Origin of the sequence: Nocardia sp. NPDC056952, from assembly GCF_042674185.1 — a bacterium.
Taxonomy (GTDB): Bacteria; Actinomycetota; Actinomycetes; order Mycobacteriales; family Mycobacteriaceae; genus Nocardia.
Map to the genome: position 1 here is coordinate 690,547 of NZ_JBHURA010000003.1, position 20,113 is coordinate 710,659.

The 20,113-nt window shown below is 68.3% G+C and carries 23 protein-coding genes; 9 read left to right on the forward strand and 14 right to left on the reverse strand.

The window, feature by feature from the left end; genetic code table 11:
• Positions 1-102 precede the first annotated feature (102 nt).
• From ACFTS5_RS14950 to tnpA, 3 genes are read right to left on the reverse strand one after another with little or no spacing between them, the layout of a single operon-like run.
• Positions 103-2,841 (reverse strand): fumarate reductase/succinate dehydrogenase flavoprotein subunit, encoded by a 2,739-nt coding sequence (locus tag ACFTS5_RS14950; RefSeq protein ID WP_378631104.1) that lies wholly within the window; start codon positions 2,839-2,841, stop codon positions 103-105.
• Complete coding sequence (locus ACFTS5_RS14955; RefSeq protein WP_378631105.1) at positions 2,838-3,581, reverse strand: ABC transporter ATP-binding protein; 744 nt, start codon at positions 3,579-3,581, stop codon at positions 2,838-2,840. Before ACFTS5_RS14955 ends, ACFTS5_RS14950 begins: the two co-directional genes overlap by 4 nt.
• Positions 3,582-3,638: 57 nt before the next feature.
• Positions 3,639-4,067: an IS200/IS605 family transposase gene (gene tnpA, locus ACFTS5_RS14960; protein ID WP_378631107.1), complete on the reverse strand. Its 429-nt coding sequence runs from the start codon at positions 4,065-4,067 to the stop codon at positions 3,639-3,641.
• On the opposite strand from tnpA, the gene ACFTS5_RS14965 reads away from it, so the two are divergent.
• Entirely contained in the window at positions 3,963-5,150 is a 1,188-nt protein-coding gene (locus ACFTS5_RS14965; RefSeq protein WP_378631458.1) for an RNA-guided endonuclease InsQ/TnpB family protein, read from the forward strand. The genes tnpA and ACFTS5_RS14965 overlap by 105 nt on opposite strands.
• On the opposite strand, the gene ACFTS5_RS14970 is transcribed toward ACFTS5_RS14965, so the two are convergent.
• From ACFTS5_RS14970 to ACFTS5_RS14990, 5 genes are all read right to left on the reverse strand, one after another.
• Positions 5,147-6,013, reverse strand: a complete 867-nt coding sequence (locus tag ACFTS5_RS14970; RefSeq protein ID WP_378631109.1) for an ABC transporter permease — start codon at positions 6,011-6,013, stop codon at positions 5,147-5,149. The two genes, ACFTS5_RS14965 and ACFTS5_RS14970, sit on opposite strands and share 4 nt — an antisense overlap.
• Positions 6,010-7,440, reverse strand: coding sequence for an ABC transporter substrate-binding protein (locus tag ACFTS5_RS14975; RefSeq protein ID WP_378631110.1), 1,431 nt, complete (start codon positions 7,438-7,440; stop codon positions 6,010-6,012). Before ACFTS5_RS14975 ends, ACFTS5_RS14970 begins: the two co-directional genes overlap by 4 nt.
• Positions 7,441-7,457: 17 nt before the next feature.
• Positions 7,458-7,685 carry a ferredoxin family protein gene (locus tag ACFTS5_RS14980; RefSeq protein WP_056816936.1) on the reverse strand — a complete coding sequence of 76 codons (228 nt, stop codon included), beginning with the start codon at positions 7,683-7,685 and terminating at the stop codon, positions 7,458-7,460.
• The gene (locus ACFTS5_RS14985; protein ID WP_378631112.1) at positions 7,685-8,461 is read right to left on the reverse strand and encodes a GntR family transcriptional regulator; all 777 of its coding nucleotides are present in this window, start codon (positions 8,459-8,461) and stop codon (positions 7,685-7,687) included. Before ACFTS5_RS14985 ends, ACFTS5_RS14980 begins: the two co-directional genes overlap by 1 nt.
• 188 nt (positions 8,462-8,649) lie before the next feature.
• Entirely contained in the window at positions 8,650-9,324 is a 675-nt protein-coding gene (locus ACFTS5_RS14990; RefSeq protein WP_378631114.1) for a PaaI family thioesterase, read from the reverse strand.
• 157 nt (positions 9,325-9,481) lie between these two features.
• Between ACFTS5_RS14990 and ACFTS5_RS14995 the strand changes: the two genes are divergently transcribed.
• Positions 9,482-10,138: an HAD family hydrolase gene (locus ACFTS5_RS14995; RefSeq protein ID WP_378631116.1), complete on the forward strand. Its 657-nt coding sequence runs from the start codon at positions 9,482-9,484 to the stop codon at positions 10,136-10,138.
• A gap of 1 nt (position 10,139) precedes the next feature.
• Here the strand turns inward: ACFTS5_RS14995 and ACFTS5_RS15000 are convergent, their stop codons facing one another.
• Positions 10,140-10,664 carry a DinB family protein gene (locus ACFTS5_RS15000; RefSeq protein WP_378631117.1) on the reverse strand — a complete coding sequence of 175 codons (525 nt, stop codon included), beginning with the start codon at positions 10,662-10,664 and terminating at the stop codon, positions 10,140-10,142.
• 44 nt (positions 10,665-10,708) lie between these two features.
• Positions 10,709-11,335: a maleylpyruvate isomerase family mycothiol-dependent enzyme gene (locus ACFTS5_RS15005; protein ID WP_378631119.1), complete on the reverse strand. Its 627-nt coding sequence runs from the start codon at positions 11,333-11,335 to the stop codon at positions 10,709-10,711.
• Positions 11,336-11,447: 112 nt separating this feature from the next.
• Here ACFTS5_RS15005 and ACFTS5_RS15010 point away from each other — a divergent pair, with 112 nt between their 5' ends.
• Genes ACFTS5_RS15010 through ACFTS5_RS15025 form a run of 4 tightly spaced genes read left to right on the forward strand, consistent with a single transcriptional unit; the run spans position 11,448 to position 13,680 of the window.
• Positions 11,448-11,942 carry a hypothetical protein gene (locus tag ACFTS5_RS15010; RefSeq protein WP_378631120.1) on the forward strand — a complete coding sequence of 165 codons (495 nt, stop codon included), beginning with the start codon at positions 11,448-11,450 and terminating at the stop codon, positions 11,940-11,942.
• Positions 11,929-12,459 carry a MepB family protein gene (locus tag ACFTS5_RS15015; protein ID WP_378631122.1) on the forward strand — a complete coding sequence of 177 codons (531 nt, stop codon included), beginning with the start codon at positions 11,929-11,931 and terminating at the stop codon, positions 12,457-12,459. The genes ACFTS5_RS15010 and ACFTS5_RS15015 overlap by 14 nt, the downstream gene beginning before the upstream one ends.
• A gap of 19 nt (positions 12,460-12,478) precedes the next feature.
• Entirely contained in the window at positions 12,479-12,688 is a 210-nt protein-coding gene (locus ACFTS5_RS15020) for a hypothetical protein (protein WP_266289138.1), read from the forward strand.
• Between the two features lie 56 nt (positions 12,689-12,744).
• On the forward strand, positions 12,745-13,680 hold the full coding sequence (locus ACFTS5_RS15025; protein WP_378631124.1) for an ADP-ribosylglycohydrolase family protein: 936 nt from the start codon (positions 12,745-12,747) through the stop codon (positions 13,678-13,680).
• On the opposite strand, the gene ACFTS5_RS15030 is transcribed toward ACFTS5_RS15025, so the two are convergent.
• On the reverse strand, positions 13,647-14,429 hold the full coding sequence (locus ACFTS5_RS15030; RefSeq protein WP_378631126.1) for an ABC transporter ATP-binding protein: 783 nt from the start codon (positions 14,427-14,429) through the stop codon (positions 13,647-13,649). The two genes, ACFTS5_RS15025 and ACFTS5_RS15030, sit on opposite strands and share 34 nt — an antisense overlap.
• On the reverse strand, positions 14,426-15,097 hold the full coding sequence (locus ACFTS5_RS15035) for a FadR/GntR family transcriptional regulator (protein WP_378631460.1): 672 nt from the start codon (positions 15,095-15,097) through the stop codon (positions 14,426-14,428). The genes ACFTS5_RS15030 and ACFTS5_RS15035 overlap by 4 nt, the downstream gene beginning before the upstream one ends.
• Positions 15,098-15,278: 181 nt before the next feature.
• Here ACFTS5_RS15035 and ACFTS5_RS15040 point away from each other — a divergent pair, with 181 nt between their 5' ends.
• On the forward strand, positions 15,279-17,024 hold the full coding sequence (locus ACFTS5_RS15040; protein WP_378631127.1) for a 2-isopropylmalate synthase: 1,746 nt from the start codon (positions 15,279-15,281) through the stop codon (positions 17,022-17,024).
• Between the two features lie 49 nt (positions 17,025-17,073).
• Here the strand turns inward: ACFTS5_RS15040 and ACFTS5_RS15045 are convergent, their stop codons facing one another.
• Entirely contained in the window at positions 17,074-17,334 is a 261-nt protein-coding gene (locus tag ACFTS5_RS15045; protein ID WP_378631129.1) for a hypothetical protein, read from the reverse strand.
• Positions 17,335-17,432: 98 nt separating this feature from the next.
• Positions 17,433-18,440 (reverse strand): YeiH family protein, encoded by a 1,008-nt coding sequence (locus tag ACFTS5_RS15050; RefSeq protein ID WP_378631131.1) that lies wholly within the window; start codon positions 18,438-18,440, stop codon positions 17,433-17,435.
• 107 nt (positions 18,441-18,547) lie between these two features.
• On the opposite strand from ACFTS5_RS15050, the gene ACFTS5_RS15055 reads away from it, so the two are divergent.
• Together ACFTS5_RS15055 and ACFTS5_RS15060 are read left to right on the forward strand one after the other, a co-directional pair.
• Entirely contained in the window at positions 18,548-19,153 is a 606-nt protein-coding gene (locus tag ACFTS5_RS15055) for a YdcF family protein (RefSeq protein ID WP_378631132.1), read from the forward strand.
• A 36-nt stretch (positions 19,154-19,189) separates the two neighbouring features.
• Positions 19,190-20,110 carry a LysR substrate-binding domain-containing protein gene (locus ACFTS5_RS15060; protein ID WP_378631134.1) on the forward strand — a complete coding sequence of 307 codons (921 nt, stop codon included), beginning with the start codon at positions 19,190-19,192 and terminating at the stop codon, positions 20,108-20,110.
• Positions 20,111-20,113 lie beyond the last annotated feature (3 nt).

Here is a 20,113-nt window from a genome sequence, read left to right on the forward strand (position 1 = left end):
CCTCGGTGTTCGGCCGCTGTGTGCCGGAGCCGCCGCCAGCTGCGCACAGCGGCGACGATCGTGCCGCGTTCGCGCTGCGGCACCGCCCCGGCGAGTTGCTGATCACGCCCTGGCCTCGGTCAGTTCCGCGTCGGCGCGAACAGCGTCGACCGGGGTGCGACCCGCGGCGGTCACCGCGCGCCGGGCGTAGGCGCGGACGTCGGCGTCGGGATCGGTGATCGCCGACTCGAGCGCGTCGAGGGCGGTGGCACTACCCGGCCAGGTGGACAGGGCCAGTACCGCCGCCTTGCGCACATCGAGGTGACGGTCGGTGAGCGCCTCGCTCAACGGCGCCACGCCCGCCTCCGGGGTCGAGCCCGCCAGCCCGCGCGCCGCACCGACACGCACCTGCCAGGCGGAATGTCGCAGTGCCGCGCTGAGTTCGGCGACATCTTCCTCCGTGGTACCCAGCGCGGCGAAGGCGGTGAGGGCGGCAGCGCGGACCAGCGGATCGAGATCGCCTGCCAGCACGCGGATCACCTCCACGCCGCCGCTCCCGATCGAAGCGAGTCCGTGTGCGACCGCGATGCGGACCTCACGGTTGACATCGCCCGCGATCGTGGACACCGCCCCGGCGTCGTCGAGCGAGACCAGTGCGCGCACCGCCTCGATCCTGACGCGATGATCGGTATCGCCCAGTGCCGCACGGTAATCCGAGGCAGATCCGGCCCGCAAAGCCCGCAGCAGATCGACGACGGTCGCGCGGACGAGGGGATCGGGGGAGCCGAGATACTCGCTCAGCGCACCGGCCCCCGTCAGCACCTCTACCAGTTCCCGCAGACTCTCGGTGGCCGCCCGGCGGACCGAGGCGGCCTCGTCGCCCAGTGCCCGGATCAGCTCATCGGCGAATCCGTCCGGGGTGTTCTCGGTGAGCACCGACAGTGCGGCCACCCGCACCACCGGATCGGGGTCGGTGAGGTAGCTCGAAAGATCCTCGACCGCAGGCGAATCCAGCGCGAGCAGAGTGACCAGTCGAGGCGAGGACGGCGACACCGGCGCCGCCTCGCTCCGGACCGGGGCTTCGCGCTGCGGCGCTCGCGTTCCCACCAGCTCGGGCTGGGCGATCACCTCGACGATCGGCTCGGCCGACGGCACATCATCGAGACCGGGCACCGGCACCAGATACGGCGCCACCGACCGCTTGACGAATTCCATCTCGCCGCCGACGGTCTTGCGCAGGTTCAAATGGAAGTTCCACGACTCGTCGTCGCGATCGGGCAGATCCGCGCGGTCGTGATAGAGGCCCCAGCGCGACTCGGTTCGTGTGAGCGAACTGCGCGAGGCCATCTCGGCGCAATCGCGAATGAACTGCACCTCCACGGCACGCATGAGTTCGTGGGGCGTCTGCGCGCCGATCCCGTCGACTTCGGCGCGCATCCGCTCGAAGGTCTCGACGGCGATCGACAGCTTGGCGGCCGTTTTCGGCGGCGCCACATAGTCGTTCACGAACCGGCGCAGCTTGTACTCGACCTGCGGCTGCGGCGGGCCTTCGGGCTGACGCAACGGCCGGTAGATCAGTTCGTGTGCTTCGGCGAGCTGATCCTCGGGCAGTTCGGCAGGGGTATCGAGTGCGGCCAGGGTGGAGGCCGCGTGCGCGCCGGCCAGATCGCCGTAGACGAACGCACCGATCATGTAGTTGTGTGGCACGCATGCCAGATCGCCCGCCGCGTACAGGCCCGGCACGGTGGTTCGCGCGTTCTCGTCCACCCACACGCCCGACGCGGAATGTCCACCGCACAAACCGATCTCGGAGATGTGCATCTCGATATCGTGGGTGCGGTAGTCGTGGCCCCGGTTGGCGTGGAAAGTCCCGCGAGTCGGCCGCTCGGTCGTGTGCAGAATCGATTCGAGGGTCGACAGCGTCTCGTCCGGCAGATGCGAGACCTTGAGATAGATGGGTCCGCGCGCGGATTCGATCTCCTGCTTCACCTCGGCCATCATCTGCCCCGACCAGTAATCGGAGTCGACGAAGCGTTCACCCTCGGCGTTGACCTGGTACCCGCCGAACGGGTTGGCCACGTACGCGCAGGCGGGTCCGTTGTAGTCCTTGATGAGCGGGTTGATCTGGAAGCACTCGATACCCGAGAGCTCCGCACCGGCGTGGTAGGCCATCGAATAGCCGTCACCGGCGTTGGTGGGGTTCTCGTAGGTGCCGTAGAGATAGCCCGACGCGGGCAGACCGAGCCGACCGCAGGGGCCCGTCGCCAGAATCACCGCCTTCGCGGCCACCTCGACGAATTCGCCGGTGCGCGTGTTCAACGCGGCCGCGCCTACCGCGCGTCCCTCGGCGGTGAGCACCCGCACCGGCATCAGCCGGTTCTCGATGCGGATCTTCTCCCGCATCTTGCGTTGGCGCAGTACGCGATAGAGCGCCTTCTTCACGTCCTTGCCCTCGGGCATCGGCAGCACATACGACCCCGACCGATGCACTCGGCGCACCGCGTACTCGCCGTACTCGTCCTTCTCGAACTTCACCCCGTACCGCTCGAGACGCTGCACCATCGCGAAACCCCGTGTCGCCGTTTGATACACGGTGCGCTGGTCGACGATGCCGTCGTTGGCGCGGGTGATCTCGGCGACGTAGTCCTCCGGCTCGGCCTTGCCGGGGATGACAGCGTTGTTCACACCGTCCATGCCCATGGCGAGTGCACCGGAATGGCGCACATGCGCCTTCTCGAGCAGCAGCACGTTCGCGCCGGACTCGGCGGCGGTGAGCGCGGCCATGGTGCCCGCGGTGCCGCCGCCGATGACGAGCACGTCGCAGTCGAGGCGAACGCGGTCGGACAGTTCGGGAATGTTCACAGAGTCTCCAGGATTCGGGCCCGCAGGGCGCTCCGGTCCACCGGTTCGCGCGGGTCGGGTACCTCGACGACCGCGCGCAGCGAACCCGCGCCGAGCACGGCGATCCGGTCGCCGAGCAGCAGGGCTTCGTCGAGGTCGTGGGTGACGAAAACGATCGTGGTCGGGTGCGCGCGCCAGGTGTCGACCAGCAGGCGCTGCATCTCCGCACGGGTCTGGCTGTCGAGCGCGCCGAACGGCTCGTCCATGAGCACCGCGCGCGGCGAGCCCGCCAGGCTACGGGCGAGCTGAACCCGTTGGCGCATCCCGCCGGACAGATCGCGCGGCAGATAGTCGGCGTAGCCGCTGAGCCCGACCTCGTCGAGCCAGCGCTGCGACCGTGCCGCGCGGTCGCTGCGTGAGACGCCCCGAAGACGCAGCGCCAGGTCGATATTGGCGCGCGCGGTGCGCCACGGCAGCAGCGCGTCGTCCTGGAACACCAGCGCGCGATCTGCCGAGGGGCCGGCGACCGCGTCCTCGTCGGCACGGATCACCCCGGCGGTGGGTTTACGCAGCCCGGCGATCGCACGCAACAACGTCGACTTGCCACAGCCGGATTTGCCGACCAGGACCAGGATCTCACCCGCCGGGACCGTCAGATCGACGTCGCGCACCACGGTTTTGGGTCCGTAGCTGATGCGGACGGCCTCGAGGCTCAAACGCATGCCGACGGAGACGGTCGGCGTGGCGGTGGTCGTGGTCATCGGGAAAGCTCCAAGGAAACCCGCGGATCTATCTGTGGGGAGGAATGGGAGTGCCTTTCAAGCGTCCTTTTGGTTCTCGACATAGCGTTTCACTGCCTCCAGGGTTGCGCCGCCGACAGAGGCGACAAAGTACGAATTGGTCCAAAGGGTGGGCAGGCGGGACTCGGCCGAAGAGCGGGCCAGGTCGGTGAGCATGAGGGCGGGGAACTCGGCGCGCAGCACTCGGGAGGATCGGCCCTTGATCTGCTTGACCAGCCGGTGAATCCCGAACTGCGGATCGCACGAGACGAGCAGATGCACATGGTCGGGCATGGTTTCCAGCTCGATGATGGGGCGTCTCGTTCGGTGCAGACTTCTACAGCTGTATAACTTTTGGTGTGGATGAAGTCGTGCGCTATACCTACCGTCTGCGTCCCGGCGCGCACGCGGCGCGCGCTCGAATCCGAATGGCATCGCTGCCGATTCCTGTGGAACGAAGCCGTCCATCAGCGGCGCGAGGGCGGTAAACCCAACTTCTCGCGCCTGTCGAAGATGCTCACCGAAGCGCGTGCCCGCACCGCATGGTTGCGTGAGGGATCGCAGGTCGCCCAACAGCAGACGCTGCGCACCTACTCTCAAGCGCTGGACCAGTCGTTCAAGGTGAAGGGGCGCGGCCAGCCGGTCGTCAAGTCCCGCAAGAACTCTCTGCCGTCGCTGGAGTACACGACGCGCGGGTTCGGTATCAGCGGTGGTCGTCTGACCCTGCCGAAAGGCGTCAGCATTCCCGTGGTGTGGTCGCGGGAACTGCCCTGCGCACCAACCTCGGTCCGCGTCTACCGAGACAGCCTCGGCCACTGGTACGCCTCGTTCGTCGTACGCCGATCGGTCGACGCGCTTCCTGTCGCGACCGGCAGTATCGGGATCGACTGGGGTATAACTACGACCGCGACCACAACCGACCCCGACCATGATCTGCCGTATCTCGGGCATCGGAAGCGGTGCGCTGCTGAACTCGCGCGTGCTCAGCGGAAGATGGCCCGCCGTCGACGGCCGAAGGGGCAGGCACAGAGCAACGGCTACCGGCAGGCTCGGCGTGAAGCCGCCCGCTTGCACAAGAAAGCGGCCAGGCAGAACACCCACACCGCGCGGGTATGGGCTCGCCGCGTCGTCGCCGACCATCACACCATCGCGGTTGAGGACTTCAAGCCGAAGTTCCTCGCCCGCTCCACGATGGCGCGGAAAGCGGCGGACGCTGCGATCGGTGCCGCGAAACGAGAGTTGATCGAACGTGCTACGCGGGCGGGGCGAAGGGTGGTGCTGGTTCCGCCCGCCTACACAACCATGACCTGCGCGAGCTGTGGAGCGAGAGCCAAGCAGCGGCTTGCGTTGGATGTACGGATCTTCTGTTGCGTGGACTGTGGGCACACCGCAGACCGCGACCGGAACGCCGCCGCTGTAATCCTGGCGGCCACGGTGGAACTCGACCGTGTCAGTGCTGAAGACATCAGACATTGTTGGCCTCCCTTCGGGGCGGTTGATGGTGCGGTCCGAGCTGGAAATCCCCCGGATTTATCCGTGGGGAAGGGTTAAGAGGCAACCTCTCGCGGCAGCCAGCGGGTCACCCGACGGCCTGCCAGTTCGACGATTCCGGAGGTGAGGAAACCGAGGACACCGATGGTGATCATCCCGACGAACACGGCCGGGTAGTCGACGATGGTGTAGGACTGCCAGGTGCGGTAGCCGATGCCGAGCCGCCCGGAGATCATCTCCGCCGAGATCAGGCAGATCCAGGCCACGCCCATTCCCACCGACAACCCGCTGAACACCCCGGGCAGGATGCCGGGCACGACGACCCTGGTCAGCACCTCGCGCCGCGACGCGCCCAGCGTGCGGATCGCGTCCTCCCAGATGGTCGGCAGCGCCCGTGTCGCATGCCTGGTGCTCACCAGCACCGGGAACAGCGACGCGGTGAACGTGATGAACACGATGCCGGACTCGTCGCTGGGGAACAGCAGGATCGCCACCGGCACCAGCGCGATCGCCGGAATCGGCCGGATCAGCTCGGCCAGCGACCCGAACACATCGGCGAGCAGCCGTGACCGGCCGAGCCCGATGCCCGCCAGTACTCCGACGACCGCGGCCAGCCCGAATCCGGTGACGATCCGGATCAGCGACTGCGCCACATCGAGGTAGTACTGGCCGGTTCCGAGATGCTCGCCGAACTCGGCGACGATCTCGGTCACCGTCGGCAGGGTGTCGAACCGCAGCCCCGCACGCACATTGCCCACGGTGAGCAGTTGCCACAGGCCGATGGCGGCGGCCACCGAGGCCACCCGGATCGCCCGCGACACCCACACCGATCGGGTGGGTGCGCTCTCGGCATCGAGAGCCGTGGGATCTGCGCTGTCGGGGTCGATCCCGATCGGGGTGGACAGCCCGGAAACTGTGCTCATCCGCGGACTTCCGTCACGGCTTGCTCATAGGAGACCGGCGCGGCGGCGGGGTGGGTGCCGCGGTAGCGGTCGGCCGCTGCCTGCGTGGTGAACGGCAGGTATCGCGCGCCCTCGCGCAGCCAGATGGCCTTGTCGGCGAACCAGCGAGTCCCCAGTTCGGCATCGGGGACATACACCGCGCGAATCGTCTTGCCTTGCGCCTTCGCTGCCTGCACCGCCCGCAGCAAGCAGCCGGGGTTCGCGGCGGGTTGGGGCTTGTCGGCGCCGTCGACCCAGACCTCACCGGCCAGCGCCGGATCACTCACCGCCACCGCGCAGATCGGATCGGTACCGGTCACCTTGCTCGGGTTGACCCCCGACGCCAGCTCCGCGTCGTAGTTCCCACGGCCGGTCTCGGCGAAGGCTTGCCGCAGTGGGCCGTCCTCGACGAAGGCGTCGATGTCGAGCTCGGCGAAATCGCCGATCGACTTCAGGTAGTTCACGTCGTCCTTGAACGCCGCGATCAGGTTCGCCTTGAGCGTGGTGTCGAAACTGGTGCCGCCGGGACCGTTGTAGAGATACACGACCTCCTGCGGCAGGCCCGAGCCCTTGGCGACGAGATCGGCTGCCTCGAAAGGCTTCTCGTTGAGGAACGCGGTCGCGTCCAGCTGCGCCGCGAGGAACGCCTGCAACACCTCCGGATGATCGGCCGCGTACGTCCGGCGCGCCACCACGCCGTGGAAGGTCGGCACATTCAGCTCGGCGCCGTCGTAGAGCAGTTTCGCCTTGTTCTGCTGCACCAGCAGACCCGGCCACGCCACGAACTGCGACAGGGCGCTCACCTGGTGTGATTCCAGCGCGGTCGCCCCGACCTGGGGCTGCTGGTTGAGTACTTCCACGCCCTTGGCCGGGTCGATCCCGGCCCGGCTCAGCGCCTGCACCAAGGTGCCGTGGCCCGCCGAACCCACACTGGCCGAGATCTTCTGCCCGGCTAGATCGGTCAGCGAACGAGCGGGTGAGTCGTTGGGCACCACCACCATGTTCAGCGCGCCCTTGGGGTTGTAGCCGGTGATCGACACCAGCTCGGTCCGTGCGCGTTCGTTGGCCTGCGTACGAGATCCGTTGATCAGCAACGGGTAGTCGCCCATCGAGCCGATATCGATCTTCTCCGCCACCATCTGGGCGGTGATCGGTGCTCCGGTGTCGTAGTCCTGCCACTCCACCTGGTACTTCGCGCCACCACCATCGGTGATCTTCTGTAGCCGCTGCTCCAGGTAACCCTGCGCTTTCAGCAGCGTGCCCGCGGTGACGGTGTTGATGGTCTTGGACTGGTAGCCGATGACGACCTTGACGGTGCCCGCCGGTGCGGCGTCGGAACTTTCGAGCGAGCAGCCGGCCGCGGTGAGCGCGAGAGCCAAAGCGACAGGGGCGAATCGAGTGATCTTCATGCGTGGGATTCCCGGTTTCAGCGGAGCAGATAGGGCATGTTGACGGTGACGGCGCCGGTGGGGCAGCGGGCCGCGCACGGCCCGCAATACCAGCACTCGTCGACGTGCATGTAGGCCTTGCCCGAATCATCGTGGATGGCAAGGGAATCGAGCGGACACATGTCCACGCAGAGGGTGCAGCCGGTGATGCACAGTGATTCGTCGATCGTCACCGGGACGTCGGCGCGCTGGGGGACCAGTGCCATTACAGGACCTTCCATTCGGGGGTGCTGCGGGTGAGGCTGCCGCGCATCGTGATGCGGTCACCGCGCATGCGGATGTATTCGAGGTCGACGGGGCGGCCGTCGTCGAGGTGGGTGAGGCGTTCGAGCATCAGCAAGGGCGCACCGGCCGGGGTATCCAGGGTGGTCGCGGTGTGCGGGTCGGCCGCGACGGCTTCCAGCGCGAGCTCGGCGGCGCCCAGCGACCGGCCGGTGACCTGTTCGAGGAGCACGAACACGTCGGTGGTCTCCAGATCGTGGGCGAGCACTTCAGCGCCGACATCGGGCGCGAGATAGGTGAGGTCGAGGCTCAGGGGCAGATCGGCGAGAAACCGCAGGCGTTCGATGTAGACGACCTTGTCGCCCGGCGCCAGCTCGAGCCGGCGCGCGACGGCCGGGGGAGCGGTGATGGTGGTAGCGGCCCTGACCTCGTTGCGGACGGTGCCGTGCCCTTTGAGCGTCTCCTGCAGTCCGAGCAGGGCATCGAGGCCGTGGTCGAACTTGCGGGCGGCGACCCGGGTGCCGAGCTTCGGGGCGCGATCGATGAGTCCCTCGTCGCGTAGCAGCGCCAGCGCTTCGCGCACGGTATTGCGGGAGGTGCCGTGCTCGGCGGCGAGCTCCTGCTCGCCGGGCACCGTGCCCGCCACCGCGCCCGCCAGGATCTGGTGGCGCAGGATATCGGCGACCCGGCGCGCCCGATCGGCGCGCTGACCGCGGATCGGGGTGGGCTCCGTAGCCCCTGTTTTCTCGCTGACCTGCATGAACAGCGACGATAGCGGCGATTACGCGGCACTCCGCGCGCCGCGATCGCGGGGAGAATTCAGCGGATGTTTCTACGCCGGGTGGCGGCTCACACGACCTGCGGGTATCCGCGGACAAACCGCTATTGCGCCACCTCGGACCGTACGGCCGACATTGCGATCACGTCGATCGCAATGTCGGCGCGCGGTCACGGCTGGCCGGGATTGAGCACGATGAACAGACCCTTGGCCTCGGCGCACAACCGTTCGCCGTCGTGCAGCGTCGCCCGCAGGTACACCTTGCGGCCCTCGACGCGTTCGGTCCACGCGCGCACCGTCAGCTCGCGATTGAGGGGCGTGATCGAGCGGTAGTCCAGGGTCAGTGAGGCCGTGCGGGTCACCGACCTGGTGGACAGCGCGGCGGTCATGCCGATGATGTCGTCGAAGGCGAGTGCGATGTGCCCACCGTGGGCGGCGTTGTTGCCACCCAGGTGGAAGGTGCGGAAGGTGACCTTCGCGGTGACGCCGTCGCGGTCACCGCTGACCACCGTGTACGGCGGCAGCGTGATGTTGCCCCGCGCCGGCAGGTCGGTGCGGGTCCAGCTGGGCGAGGACCACTCGTCCACCACGGCCTCGTCGAGGCGGGCGTTGAGCTGTTCGAGAGTGGCGATGGCCTCTTTGGCGAGCTCGTCGGAGGGGTTGACCAGCCGCGCCCGGTCCATCAGCGCGCGGACCTGATCGATCAGCTCGCCGTAGTGCGGTCCGCCTACCGTGTTGTCGGTGCCGCGGTCCTTGCGTGCCTGGATCAGCTCGGCAACCGGCCGGAATCCGCCTTCGTGATGCTTCTCGTCCGGGAGCGAGCTGCCGACCTGTGTATCGTCCATATGCAACACGTTATCGCTGCCGAGCTGGATGTTCGCGCCGGGGATCGGTGTCGGGTCAACTAGGCTGGGTCCCGATCACCGAGTAGGTCCTACGTACCGGAGCGTCGGCGCACCAGCTGGTGGTGCGGCTCCGGGTGAGCGGCGAAAGGCTGAACGCATGGGTATCGCGGCGGTTGTGTTCGATATGGACGGCGTGCTGATCGATTCCGAGCCGATCTGGGAACAGGTCAGGCACGAGTACGTGGTCCTCAAAGGTGGCCGGTGGCAACCGGATTCGCAGAAGAAGATGATGGGGATGAACACCGTCGAGTGGTCGTCGTACCTGGCCGACGAGCTGGGTGTGGCCGAACCGGCTGACGAGGTGGCTGCCGCCGTCATCGACCTGATGGCCGACAAGTACGCCCACCACGTCCCGCTGCTGCCCGGCGCGGTCGACGCGGTGCGGCGGTGCGCGGGTTCCTGGAAACTCGGCCTGGCCAGCTCGTCACCGGCCACCTTGATCGATCTGGTGCTCGCGAAGTCCGGATTGCTCGACTATTTCACCGTGGTGCTGTCCACCGAGGAGGTCGGGCGCGGCAAGCCCGCACCCGACGTCTACCTCACGGTCGCACAGCGACTCGGCGTGGAGCCGAACGACTGTACGGCCGTGGAGGATTCGACCAATGGTCTGCGCTCCGCCCACAATGCCGGGATGCGCCTGATCGCGGCGCCGCGCCCGGAGTTCCCGCCACTGCCCGACGCCCTCGCCCTGGCCGACACCGTCATCGGCGATCTCGACCAGCTCACCCCCGGCGTCGTGACCGGCGACGCCTGACTCAGAAGCTGCCGGTGACGCCGTCGATCCGCTCGCGCAGCAGGTCGGCGTGGCCGTTGTGGCGGGCGTATTCCTCGATCATGTGCAGGTACACCCAGCGCAACGTGTACTCGTCGCTGCGCCACGGCACGTGGAACACGTGGTCGAGGGAGAGCTCGGCGACGGCGGCGTCACAGGCGGCGACCTCGGCGTGGAAGGCCGCGAACACCGCCTCGGCGGGTAGCGAGGCGAGGTCGTCGAAATCGGCGTCGGGCTCGGCCTCGGAGCTGTAGACCGGTTCGACCTCCTCGCCCGCGGCGGAGGTCCGGAACCAGCCTCGCTCCACCTCGGTGAGATGCCGGACGAGGCCGAGCAGCGACAGCGAGGACGGCTCCACCGAGCGCGCGGCGAGCTGTTCGCCGTCGAGTCCACCACACTTGCCGAGCAGGGTCTGGCGATGAAAGTCCAACCAGGACTGCAACATCGGCCGCTCGTCCGCGCCGACCAGGGTTCTGGTCGGCTCGAGTTCGGGAGCTGTCCACGTCATCGGTGCGAGGCTACCCGCCGTCATGGTGTGGCGCAGCTCGATTGTCAGCGGCTGGTGAATCGCGCCGCCGACTCGCCATCGAGACGGCCCGGGGGGAGTTTTCGCCCGCACAGCACGAGCAGCAGATCCTGCGCACGTCCGGACAGCACCTCGCCTTCGCCGTAGCTGAAGTCGAGATCGTCTGCGCGCAAGGCGATTCCCGCGAGATCGACGCCGAAATACTTGGCCGAGCGTGGGTTCAGCGCTTCCAGCACCATGCGCATACGGTCGAGGGGAACCGGATCGGTGTGGCCGAGCGCGACGGTGATATCGAGGCCGTGGATCACATCGTGGCTCAGCGCGCCCGCGAAGCCGCCGCCCGGTGGCTTCCACGGGTGCTCGGTGTTGTCGCCGATGGCGGCGACCAATTCGGCGGTGCTCAGCCGTGCGGCGTCCTCGCGGGCCGCGCGGTCGGCCAGGCGATCGAAGTTGCCGCGCGCGGTGATCATGCCGAGGACGAAACGCGGTAGCGAGGTCCGGTACGGCATGCTCAGGTGCGCGGCGACCTCACGCACCCGCCAGCCGGCGCACAGTGTCGGCGCGTCCCAGGCGGCCTCGTCCAAGCCCGCCAAGAACTCCGCCGTCTCGGCACGCTGCCGTGCGGTCTCGGCCCTGACTTCGTTTTCGCGCACTGGTGGAGCCTCTCTGTCGACAGAAAACCTGCTGTCGATGTAGACGCTGTACGCGTCACCGATTCATCGGTCCGGCTGTTCACGATGTTCGCCGATCCGGCACACTGGCCCGATGGGTGCCCAGCGCGACGACCAGCCCGAAGTCGTAGTCCACGTCGGTGACGGCTCGGCGCAGCCACACCCCGTCGACCCTGCCCGACCCGGCGCCTCCGCCACCGATCCGGCGCCCGAGCACCCCTTCCTCCTCCTCACCCGCACCCCGACCGACTCCATCCAGGCGCGCTACCTCGACGACGGCACCTACGAACTCGAGCACACCACCGGCGCCGAACACCGCCAGCTGTTCACCACCGACGCCCTGCTGGTCCGCGACATCGTCTGGTCCTGGATCCAACGCGACACCTGGTGGTCCGACACCGTCGCCTGGACCACCGTCGACCCCGCCATCGCCGAACTCCACGCCCTGCATTCCGAACTGTCCGGGATGCTCGACGGCATGTCTGTGCTGGACACCGTCACCGACGAACTGGACCGAGCTCTCTCCCGAGCCGACGAACTCCTCGACAACTTCGACGCCGATTTCGAAGCCTCGGATGACGCACCCTGACCTCCTCGCGGCGCGAAACCTCATCGCCTCGCTGGGATTGGACATGTCGGCCACGGTTCCCGAGACGCAGAACGCGGAATACGGAGCATTCGTGGCCGAGGCCGGTTGTGGCTCGGTGAGATTCCGGGTGGGCAAGCGGACTCCGGCGAAGCCGGGTCTGTTCGTAACCGTGTGGCAGCGTGCCCAGGACGGCTCGACCGAGCCGTTCGCCGTGGAGGACGGTGTGGACCTGCTGGTGATCACCGTTCGCGAGGAATCGCGTGCCGGGCAGTTCGTCTTCCCGCGAAGCGCCCTCGTCGAACACGGAATCGTTTCCGTAGCCGGTCGTGGCGGCAAACGCGGGTTCCGCCTGTACCCGCCGTGGTCCGCGACCCGGAACAAGCAAGCGCAGAAGTCTCAGCGGTGGCAGTCCGCCTACTTTCTCGATCTCGAGAACATCGACCGGCAGCGCGCTCGCCACCTCTACGAACCGATCCTTCCCCCCTTTGTCCCATCACACAACGGCGATGCCCGCTGACGTGAATTACAGTGGCGCCGTGGGGTTTACCGACTACGGACCGGGCGACGTCGTGTATTTCCCGGCGGGCCCGTTCAGCGGCATCTGCGGGGTTGTCCGGGAGGTCGACGCACGGCGCGCGGAGCTGAGGATCGAGTTCGGGGAGGGAACCGTCCATCGTGAGGGAAATGTCCTGCGCGAGCGCCGACACAAACTGACCGTCGGATTCGACGAGGTCGAGCTGGTCTAGGCGACTGGAGATCGTGTTGTGTCATTCACCCAGGGTGGGCAATGATTGCGCCCAGCATGCCGAATCCCGATCCTGCTTTCGACAGTCTGCAAGGCCTCTCTGTTGGTGATGCGCTGGGCGCGCAGTTCTTCGTTCCCGGTCGTTCCGTTCCTGATCTTCTCGTGGGTCGACCGCCGTCGGCACCATGGCCATGGACCGACGACACCGAAATGGCGTGTTCGGTGTATGCGGAAATCCGTGAGCGTGGCAGCGTGGACCGTGATGTTCTCGCGAGTGCGTTCGCGCAGCGGTGCGAACCGTATCGTGGCTACGGGCCCGGCACTGTCGTTGTGCTGCACGAGATTCGAGACGGTCGTCCGTGGCGCGAGGCGGCCGGTGCTGTCTTCGGTGGGAGTGGATCGTGGGGAAACGGGGCCGCGATGCGAGTCGCGCCGCTCGGCGCCCATTTCGCCGGAGACCCCGATCTGGCCGCGGCGCAGGCCGCGCTGTCCGCCGAGATCACTCATCGGCACCCGGAAGCGATCGTGGGAGCGATGGCAGTGGCGGTTGCCGCCGCGCACGCCGCGCGAACACGGGGAATGGGCTGCGCGGCGGATGAATTGCTGCGGGCGGTCGAACCGTATCTGGTCGACGGGCGCACCGCGCACGGAATCCGTCGAGCTCGAGAGCTGCTCGGCCGAACGGTAGCCGAAGCGGCCTACGAACTCGGCAACGGCGCCCGGGTCAGCGCTCAGGACACAGTGCCCTTCGCCTTGTGGGCCGCTGCCACCTACCTCGACGACTATCCGCGCGCCGTCACCGCGTGTGTGGAAGCCGGTGGCGACGTCGACACCACCGCCGCGATCGTCGGCGGGATTGTGGCCGCCCACACCGGTGTCGGAGACGGCGGCGCGATGCGCGGAATTCCGGAGGAGTGGCTCGCGGCGCGTGAAGTGTTGCCCGGGTGGGCATCCGGTGTTCAGCGGGCGCGGGCGCTCCAGCGGCCGTCGTAGCGGACTTCGATCGGGTGGGCGAAGGCGGTGGAGACGTGGTCGGTGGTGATGACGTCGGTGGCGGGGCCCGCGGCGACGGTGTGGCCGTTGGCGATGAGGAGGGCGTGGGTGGTGGTGCTCGGGAGTTCCTCGAGGTGATGGGTGACCAGGATCGAGGCGACCTCGGGGTGGGTGCGATCGAGGGTGTCGATGGTGGTGAGGAGTTGCTCACGGGCGGCCAGGTCGAGGCCGGTGGACGGTTCGTCCAGGAGCAGGACATCGGGGTCGCTGATCAGGGCGCGGGCGATGAGGGTGCGGCCGCGTTCGCCCTGGGACAGGGTGGGCCAGATGTCGTCGGCCTTGCCGGACAGGCCGAGGGTGTCGATGATCGCGTCGGCACGGGCGAGGTCGTCGGAGGTCGGCGACCAGCGCATCGGGGTGTCGATGGTGCCGGTGACACCGGTGAGGACGACCTCGCGCACGGTGAGGGCATAGCGCAGCGGATGGCGCGGGTTGACGTGGCCGATCGAGCGTCGCAGCCGGGCCAGCTCCACCCGGCCGAACTGTTCGCCGAGCACCCGCACCGCGCCGGTGGTGGGGAAGGTGACCGCGCCGCAGAAGCCGAGCAGCGTGCTCTTGCCCGCACCGTTGGGGCCCAGCAGAGCCCAGTGCTCACCGGCCCGGACGGTCAGTGAGATGCCGTTGATGATCTTCTTGCCGTCGCGCCGGAAGGTCACGTCGTCGAGTTCGATCACGGGGGCGCCGATCATGTGAAGGCCTCTTTCAGGGCGGACAGGTGGGTGCGGCTGAATTCCGCTGCGGCAGTGGGAGTTCGGTCGGCGATCGCCTGGGCGAGTTGTTCGTGCGCGCAGTGGTCGGCCTCCTCGGAGCGGACCGGGCGCAACTCGAGCATGTCGATCATGGCCAGGCGCAGCCGCGGCAGGAAGCTGTCGAACAGCTGGGTGAGCACATCGTTGTGCGCGGCCACGATGACCGCGCGATGAAAGGCCATATCGGCATCGACGTGCGCGGCGACGGTCTGGCCCTCGGCCCGACGACCGGCCAGTGCGCGCCGGATGGCCCGCAGATCGGCAGGCGTGCGCCGCTGTGCCGCGAGCGCGGCGGCCTCGGCCTCGATCGCGATGCGCGCCTCGATCACCGCGGCGATGGTGGCGCCACGCAGCACGACATCCCAGTCCTCGGACACGTCGAGCGCGGTGACGAAGACCCCGGCGCCCTGCCTGCTGTCGAGCACGCCTTTGCCCGCGAGCTCTCTGATCGCCTCGCGCAGCGTCGATCGGCCCACACCCAGCTGGGCGGCGAGCAGCGTCTCACCCGGTAGCCGATGACCCAGTGGCCACTCGCCCGCACGGATCCGAGCGAGCAGTAGTTCGGCCGCTTGTGCGGCCAGCGGCTGACGTCTTACCTGCGATACCACCGGCATACCTCTCTACTTGTCTGAGGAGTTGTGGTAGAAGTGTACCCATCATGACCTACACCGCGCTTCTTCTCGGCCGCCACGGCGGGGCCTGACCGACCGGCCGCCCCGCCGTGGGGCTCCGTCATGGCCGGTCGTCGTCGTCTCGTGGCCCGATGTGGGCCGGGAAGCAGAGCAAGTCATGACCGAATTCCCCACCCTGACCACCCCCTCGGGCGCTGTCGCCGACGGCGCGCCCGCGTGGAATCGGCAGCGTCACTCGGCAATGCCGTCGTCTCGATACCTCGATATCCATCGGCGCGTAAGTGTTCCTGTCGCACAACGCGACTGGCCGAACGCGCGGCTGACCGCCGCGCCGCTGTGGGTCCCCGTCGACCTGCGTGACGGCAATCAGGCGCTGGCCGAACCGATGGACCCGGCGCGCAAACGCCGGTTCTTCGAGCTCCTGATCGCCATGGGCTACAAGGAGATCGAGGTCGGCTACCCGTCCGCCTCACAGACCGACTTCGATTTCGTGCGCCTGCTGGCCGACACCTCGATCGCCCCGCCGGACGTAACCGTCGTCGTGTTCACCCCGGCGCGGCGCGACCTGATCGAACGGACCGTCGAGTCGGTGCGCGGTATCACCAACGAGGTGGTGATTCACCTGTACACCGCCACCGCGCCGGTCTGGCGGGAGGTGGTCCTCGGTAAGGATCGTGCGCAACTGCGCGAGCTGATCATCGCCGGTGCCCGCGATGTGCTGGAACTGGCGGGCGAGCTGCCCCACGCGCGCTTCCAGTTCTCGCCGGAGGTGTTCAACCTGACCGAACCGGATTTCGCCCTCGAGATCTGCGACGCGGTCACCGAACTGTGGCAGGCGAGCGCGCAGCGTCCGGTGACGCTGAATCTGCCTGCGACAGTGGAGGTCGCGACCCCGAACATCTACGCCGACCAGATCGAATACATGCACCGCAACCTGGCTCGCCGCGACGGCGTGATCCTGTCGGTGCACCCGCACAACGATCGGGGGACCGGTATCGCCTGCGCCGAGCTGGCCGTGCTCGCGGGCGCGCAACGCGTGGAAGGCTGTGTCTTCGGCAACGGTGAACGCACCGGCAACGTCGACATCGCCACGCTGGCCCTGAATCTGCACGCCCAGGGTGTCGACCCGATGGTCGACTTCTCCGACATCGACGAGATCCGGCGCACCGTCGAACACTGCACCCGCCTGCCCGTGCACGAGAGGCATCCGTACGTCGGCGATCTCGTCCACACCGCCTTCTCCGGCACCCATCAGGACGCGATCCGCAAGGGTATGGCCGAACATCGCGAGCGGGCAGCGGCCGAGGGCATCGCCGAGCGCGAATCACCGTGGCGGGTACCGTATCTGCCGATCGACCCCGCCGACCTCGGCCGCTCCTACGACGCCGTGATCCGGGTCAACTCCCAGTCGGGCAAGGGCGGTATCGCCTACCTGCTGCACACCGAATACGGCCTGGACCTGCCACGTCGTCTGCAGATCGATCTCGCGAAGCGGGTGCAGGAACACACCGACGACACCGGCGCGGAGATCACCGCCAAGGATCTGTTCACGCTGTTCGAGCAGACCTACACCGTCTCCGATCGGCGAATCACGCTGGTGGGGTGGCAGATCGCCGACGGCGCCACCGGGATCGTCCTCGGCGCACACGGCACCGAACGGCATTCGGTGCACCGCGAGGTGGGCCCGATCGAGGCACTGACCGCCGCACTCGACGAGGCGGGCTGTCGCATCGAGATCCTCGGCCTGACCCAGCATTCGGTGGACGAGGGCGCCGCAGGCACCGCCGTGAGCTACGTCGAGTACCGGGTGGCAGACCGCACCGGATGGGCATTCGGCCGCGACAACTCGGTTGTCGCGGCCTCGCTGGAAGCGGTGATGAACGCCGTCAACGCGGCGGGATAGGTCGATCGGGGCGGTCGCCAGGTCGGCCGCCCCCGCAGCACCGGGCGAGTCAGTCCGCGTCGCCCTCGCACCAGTCGTCGAACGCGTCGAACTCCGGCTCGTACTGGGGTGGGATCGAATCCTCGATGGCATTCTCGATCGGATCCCACCTCGCGTTGCACCATTCGGGGGCGGGTGGCCACGACTCGATGTACTCGACCAACGGCGACGAGGGCGGCTCGGCGTCCTCGGCCGCCGCGACACCTGCGGTGACCAGGGTCAACGCCGCGGCGGCACCCGCGGTGGCGACGATCCGGCAAACGCTGTTCATGACATCCTCCTGTCCGCGCCGACATGCGATGTCCCGCAATCCTAGCTCCGCGACGCGGGCCCGATCAGGCCCGCGCGCACGTCGGTGGGCCGTTGCTGTCAGCACCAGCCGGTCACGTACATGAGTCCGAGGCTGGTGGTGCCGAGGATCAGGCCGAGGGTGCCACCGAGGATCAGGGGGCGGATGCCCGCGGTGCGCAGGCGGGCGATGCTCAGCGAGGTGCCGATGGCGGCGAGGACGGCGGCGATCAGCCAACCGCTGAGTGTGGCGAGCGGTGCGGTGAGCTCGGTGGGAACGATGCCGAGGCCCGCGATGACGGAGGCGGCCAGGAACAAGATCACGAACAGGGGGACGGCCCGGCGCAGGGAGGCCTGGGGGAGATCGGTGTCCTCGGCGATGTGGCGGCGGCCGACGTGCAGGCCGACGCAGAGCGGGATGATGGCGAGGCTGCGAACCATCTTCACGATCACGGCGAACTGTGCCGCGCCCGCGCCGAAGATGACGCCGGCGGCCAAGACGGACGACGTGTCGTTGATCGCGGTGCCCGCCCAGAGCCCGAACGCCTCCTGCGACAGGCCGAGCGCGCGGCCCAGCGGCGGATACACCAGCACGGCCGTGACATTGAAGATGAAGATGGTGCACAGGGCGTAGGCGACCCGTTGTTTGTCGGGCCGCAGGACCGCGGTGGCGGCGGCGATCGCGGACGCGCCACAGATCGTGGTGCCCACGGCGATGAGGGTCGCCGACTCCTTGTCCACCGCGAGCATCCGTCCCACGAAGAACGCCGCCACACCGCCGACGAGCAGCGTCCCGATCAGCACCACCGCCGTCTCGCGCCCAACGCTCATCACCGACCCGAGCGGCAGGCCGAGCCCCAGCAGAACGATCGCCAGCCCGAGCAAGCGCTGCCGGGCGACGTCGAGCCCCGGGCCGAACGTCTCGCCCGTCACATCCTTGCGCCGCAGCACGATCCCGGCGACGGCGCCCGCACCGAGCGCGAGCACCGGCGTGCCGATCATCGGCAGCGCCTTGCCGAACGGCGTGGCCACGGTGGCCAGGAGCGCGGCGAGGATCAGGCCGGGAGCGAGAGCGGGTACGCGGTTCACTCCTTCACCCTCGCGGTACGCAGGAGCCCGAGGTAGAGAGCGAATTCGCAGGTGGTCATAATTTCGGCTTATGGCCCTGCCGGCGGGGTGTGTGGTTTGCTGGAGACGTGCGGAAACGAACCCGGCTGACGATCGCCACCGGTGTCGGATTGATGCTGTGGGGCGAATGGGCGAATCGACGGGCCTCCCGTCGGGGCGTCGGAGCCCCACGCTCCGGGTCGGAGGCCGTCGTGGTCCTCGGGTATCGCAACACCGGTTCGCGCGCCAACGGCATGAACCGCTGGCGAGTGCGCGCCGGTCTACGATCCATCGATCCGCACGCGTCCGAGACTCGCCTCGTGCTGTGTGGAGGTGCCTGCGCGGGACCGGAGACCGAAGCGGCGCTGATGGGCCGCTACGCCGTGGAAACCCGCGGTTACGAGGGCGAACTCGTTCTGGAGGAGTCGAGCCGGTCCACCTGGGAGAACATCGCCTTCGCGATCCCGTACCTGAAGGACGTCGACCGGATCAAGATCGTCTCGCTGCCGACGCATGCCGAGACCGCCCGTGCCTATCTCGCCGAACAGAGCCCGGAACTGGCCGTTCGCCTGGTCCCCGGCCGGGAATATCGGTTCGGCGAATGGATGCCACTGAAACCGGTGTTCGCCCTCTACGGGGTGGCCAAGAAGCTGCGAGGCCGATTCGGTCCCGATCACGGCGGCTACGGTGCCTGATGTGGTGTCGCGCCACCCGTCACCCATAATCGGGCCATGACCCTGCCACCCGGAACCCCCGACCTGGAGGTCCTCGATCTCCTGGTGTCGGTGGCGGAGCTGGGTAGTCTCGGCGCCGCCGCCCGCAGGCACGGGATCAGCCAGCCGGCCGCGAGTATGCGGATCAGCGCACTGGAACGCCGCCTGCACGTGAAGCTGCTCGACCGCGCGCCGACCGGCTCCGAACTCACCGACGCCGGTCGCGCCGTCGTCGCCCACGCGCGTACCGTCCTGGCCGCCGTCGCAGACCTCGTCGACGATGTCGCCCGCCTGCGCGCCGCGCAAGCTCCGCGCCTGCGCATCGCCGCCTCCAAAACCATTGCCGACCACCGCATTCCGCACTGGCTGGCCGCACTGCGCGCCGATCACCCCGAGGTCGTGATCTCCCTCGAGGTCGAGAACTCCACCCAGGTCGCGGGCCTCGTGCGGGACGGCACCGCCGATCTGGGCTTCGTGGAAGGCCCGCACCCACCGGCCGGGCTCGGCAGCCGCGTGCTGGGCGCCGACGACCTCGTCGTAGTCGTGGCGCCGAATCATCCATGGGCACAACGGAAGACCCCGGTCACGCTGACGGAGCTGGCAGGCACCGCCCTGCTGTGGCGCGAACCGGGTTCGGGTACCCGCGACACCGTGTGGGACCTGCTCGCCACCGCGGCCCCACCCATGGGCCCGGCGGCCGAACTCGGGTCTACCGCCGCGATCGTGGCCGCCGCCCGAACCGGGATGGCACCCGCTGTCCTGAGCCGATTGATCGCCGCACCCGACCTCGTCACCGGCACCCTGGTGGAAGTCCCCTCGGCCGAGGCCGCCCGGCTGACCCGCAAATTCCGGGCCATCTGGCGCCGCAACACCCCGCCGACCGGGCCGGGTGAACTGCTCGTGGAGCGCGCCGCGCTGCTCGAGAACGCGCGCGGTTGAGCG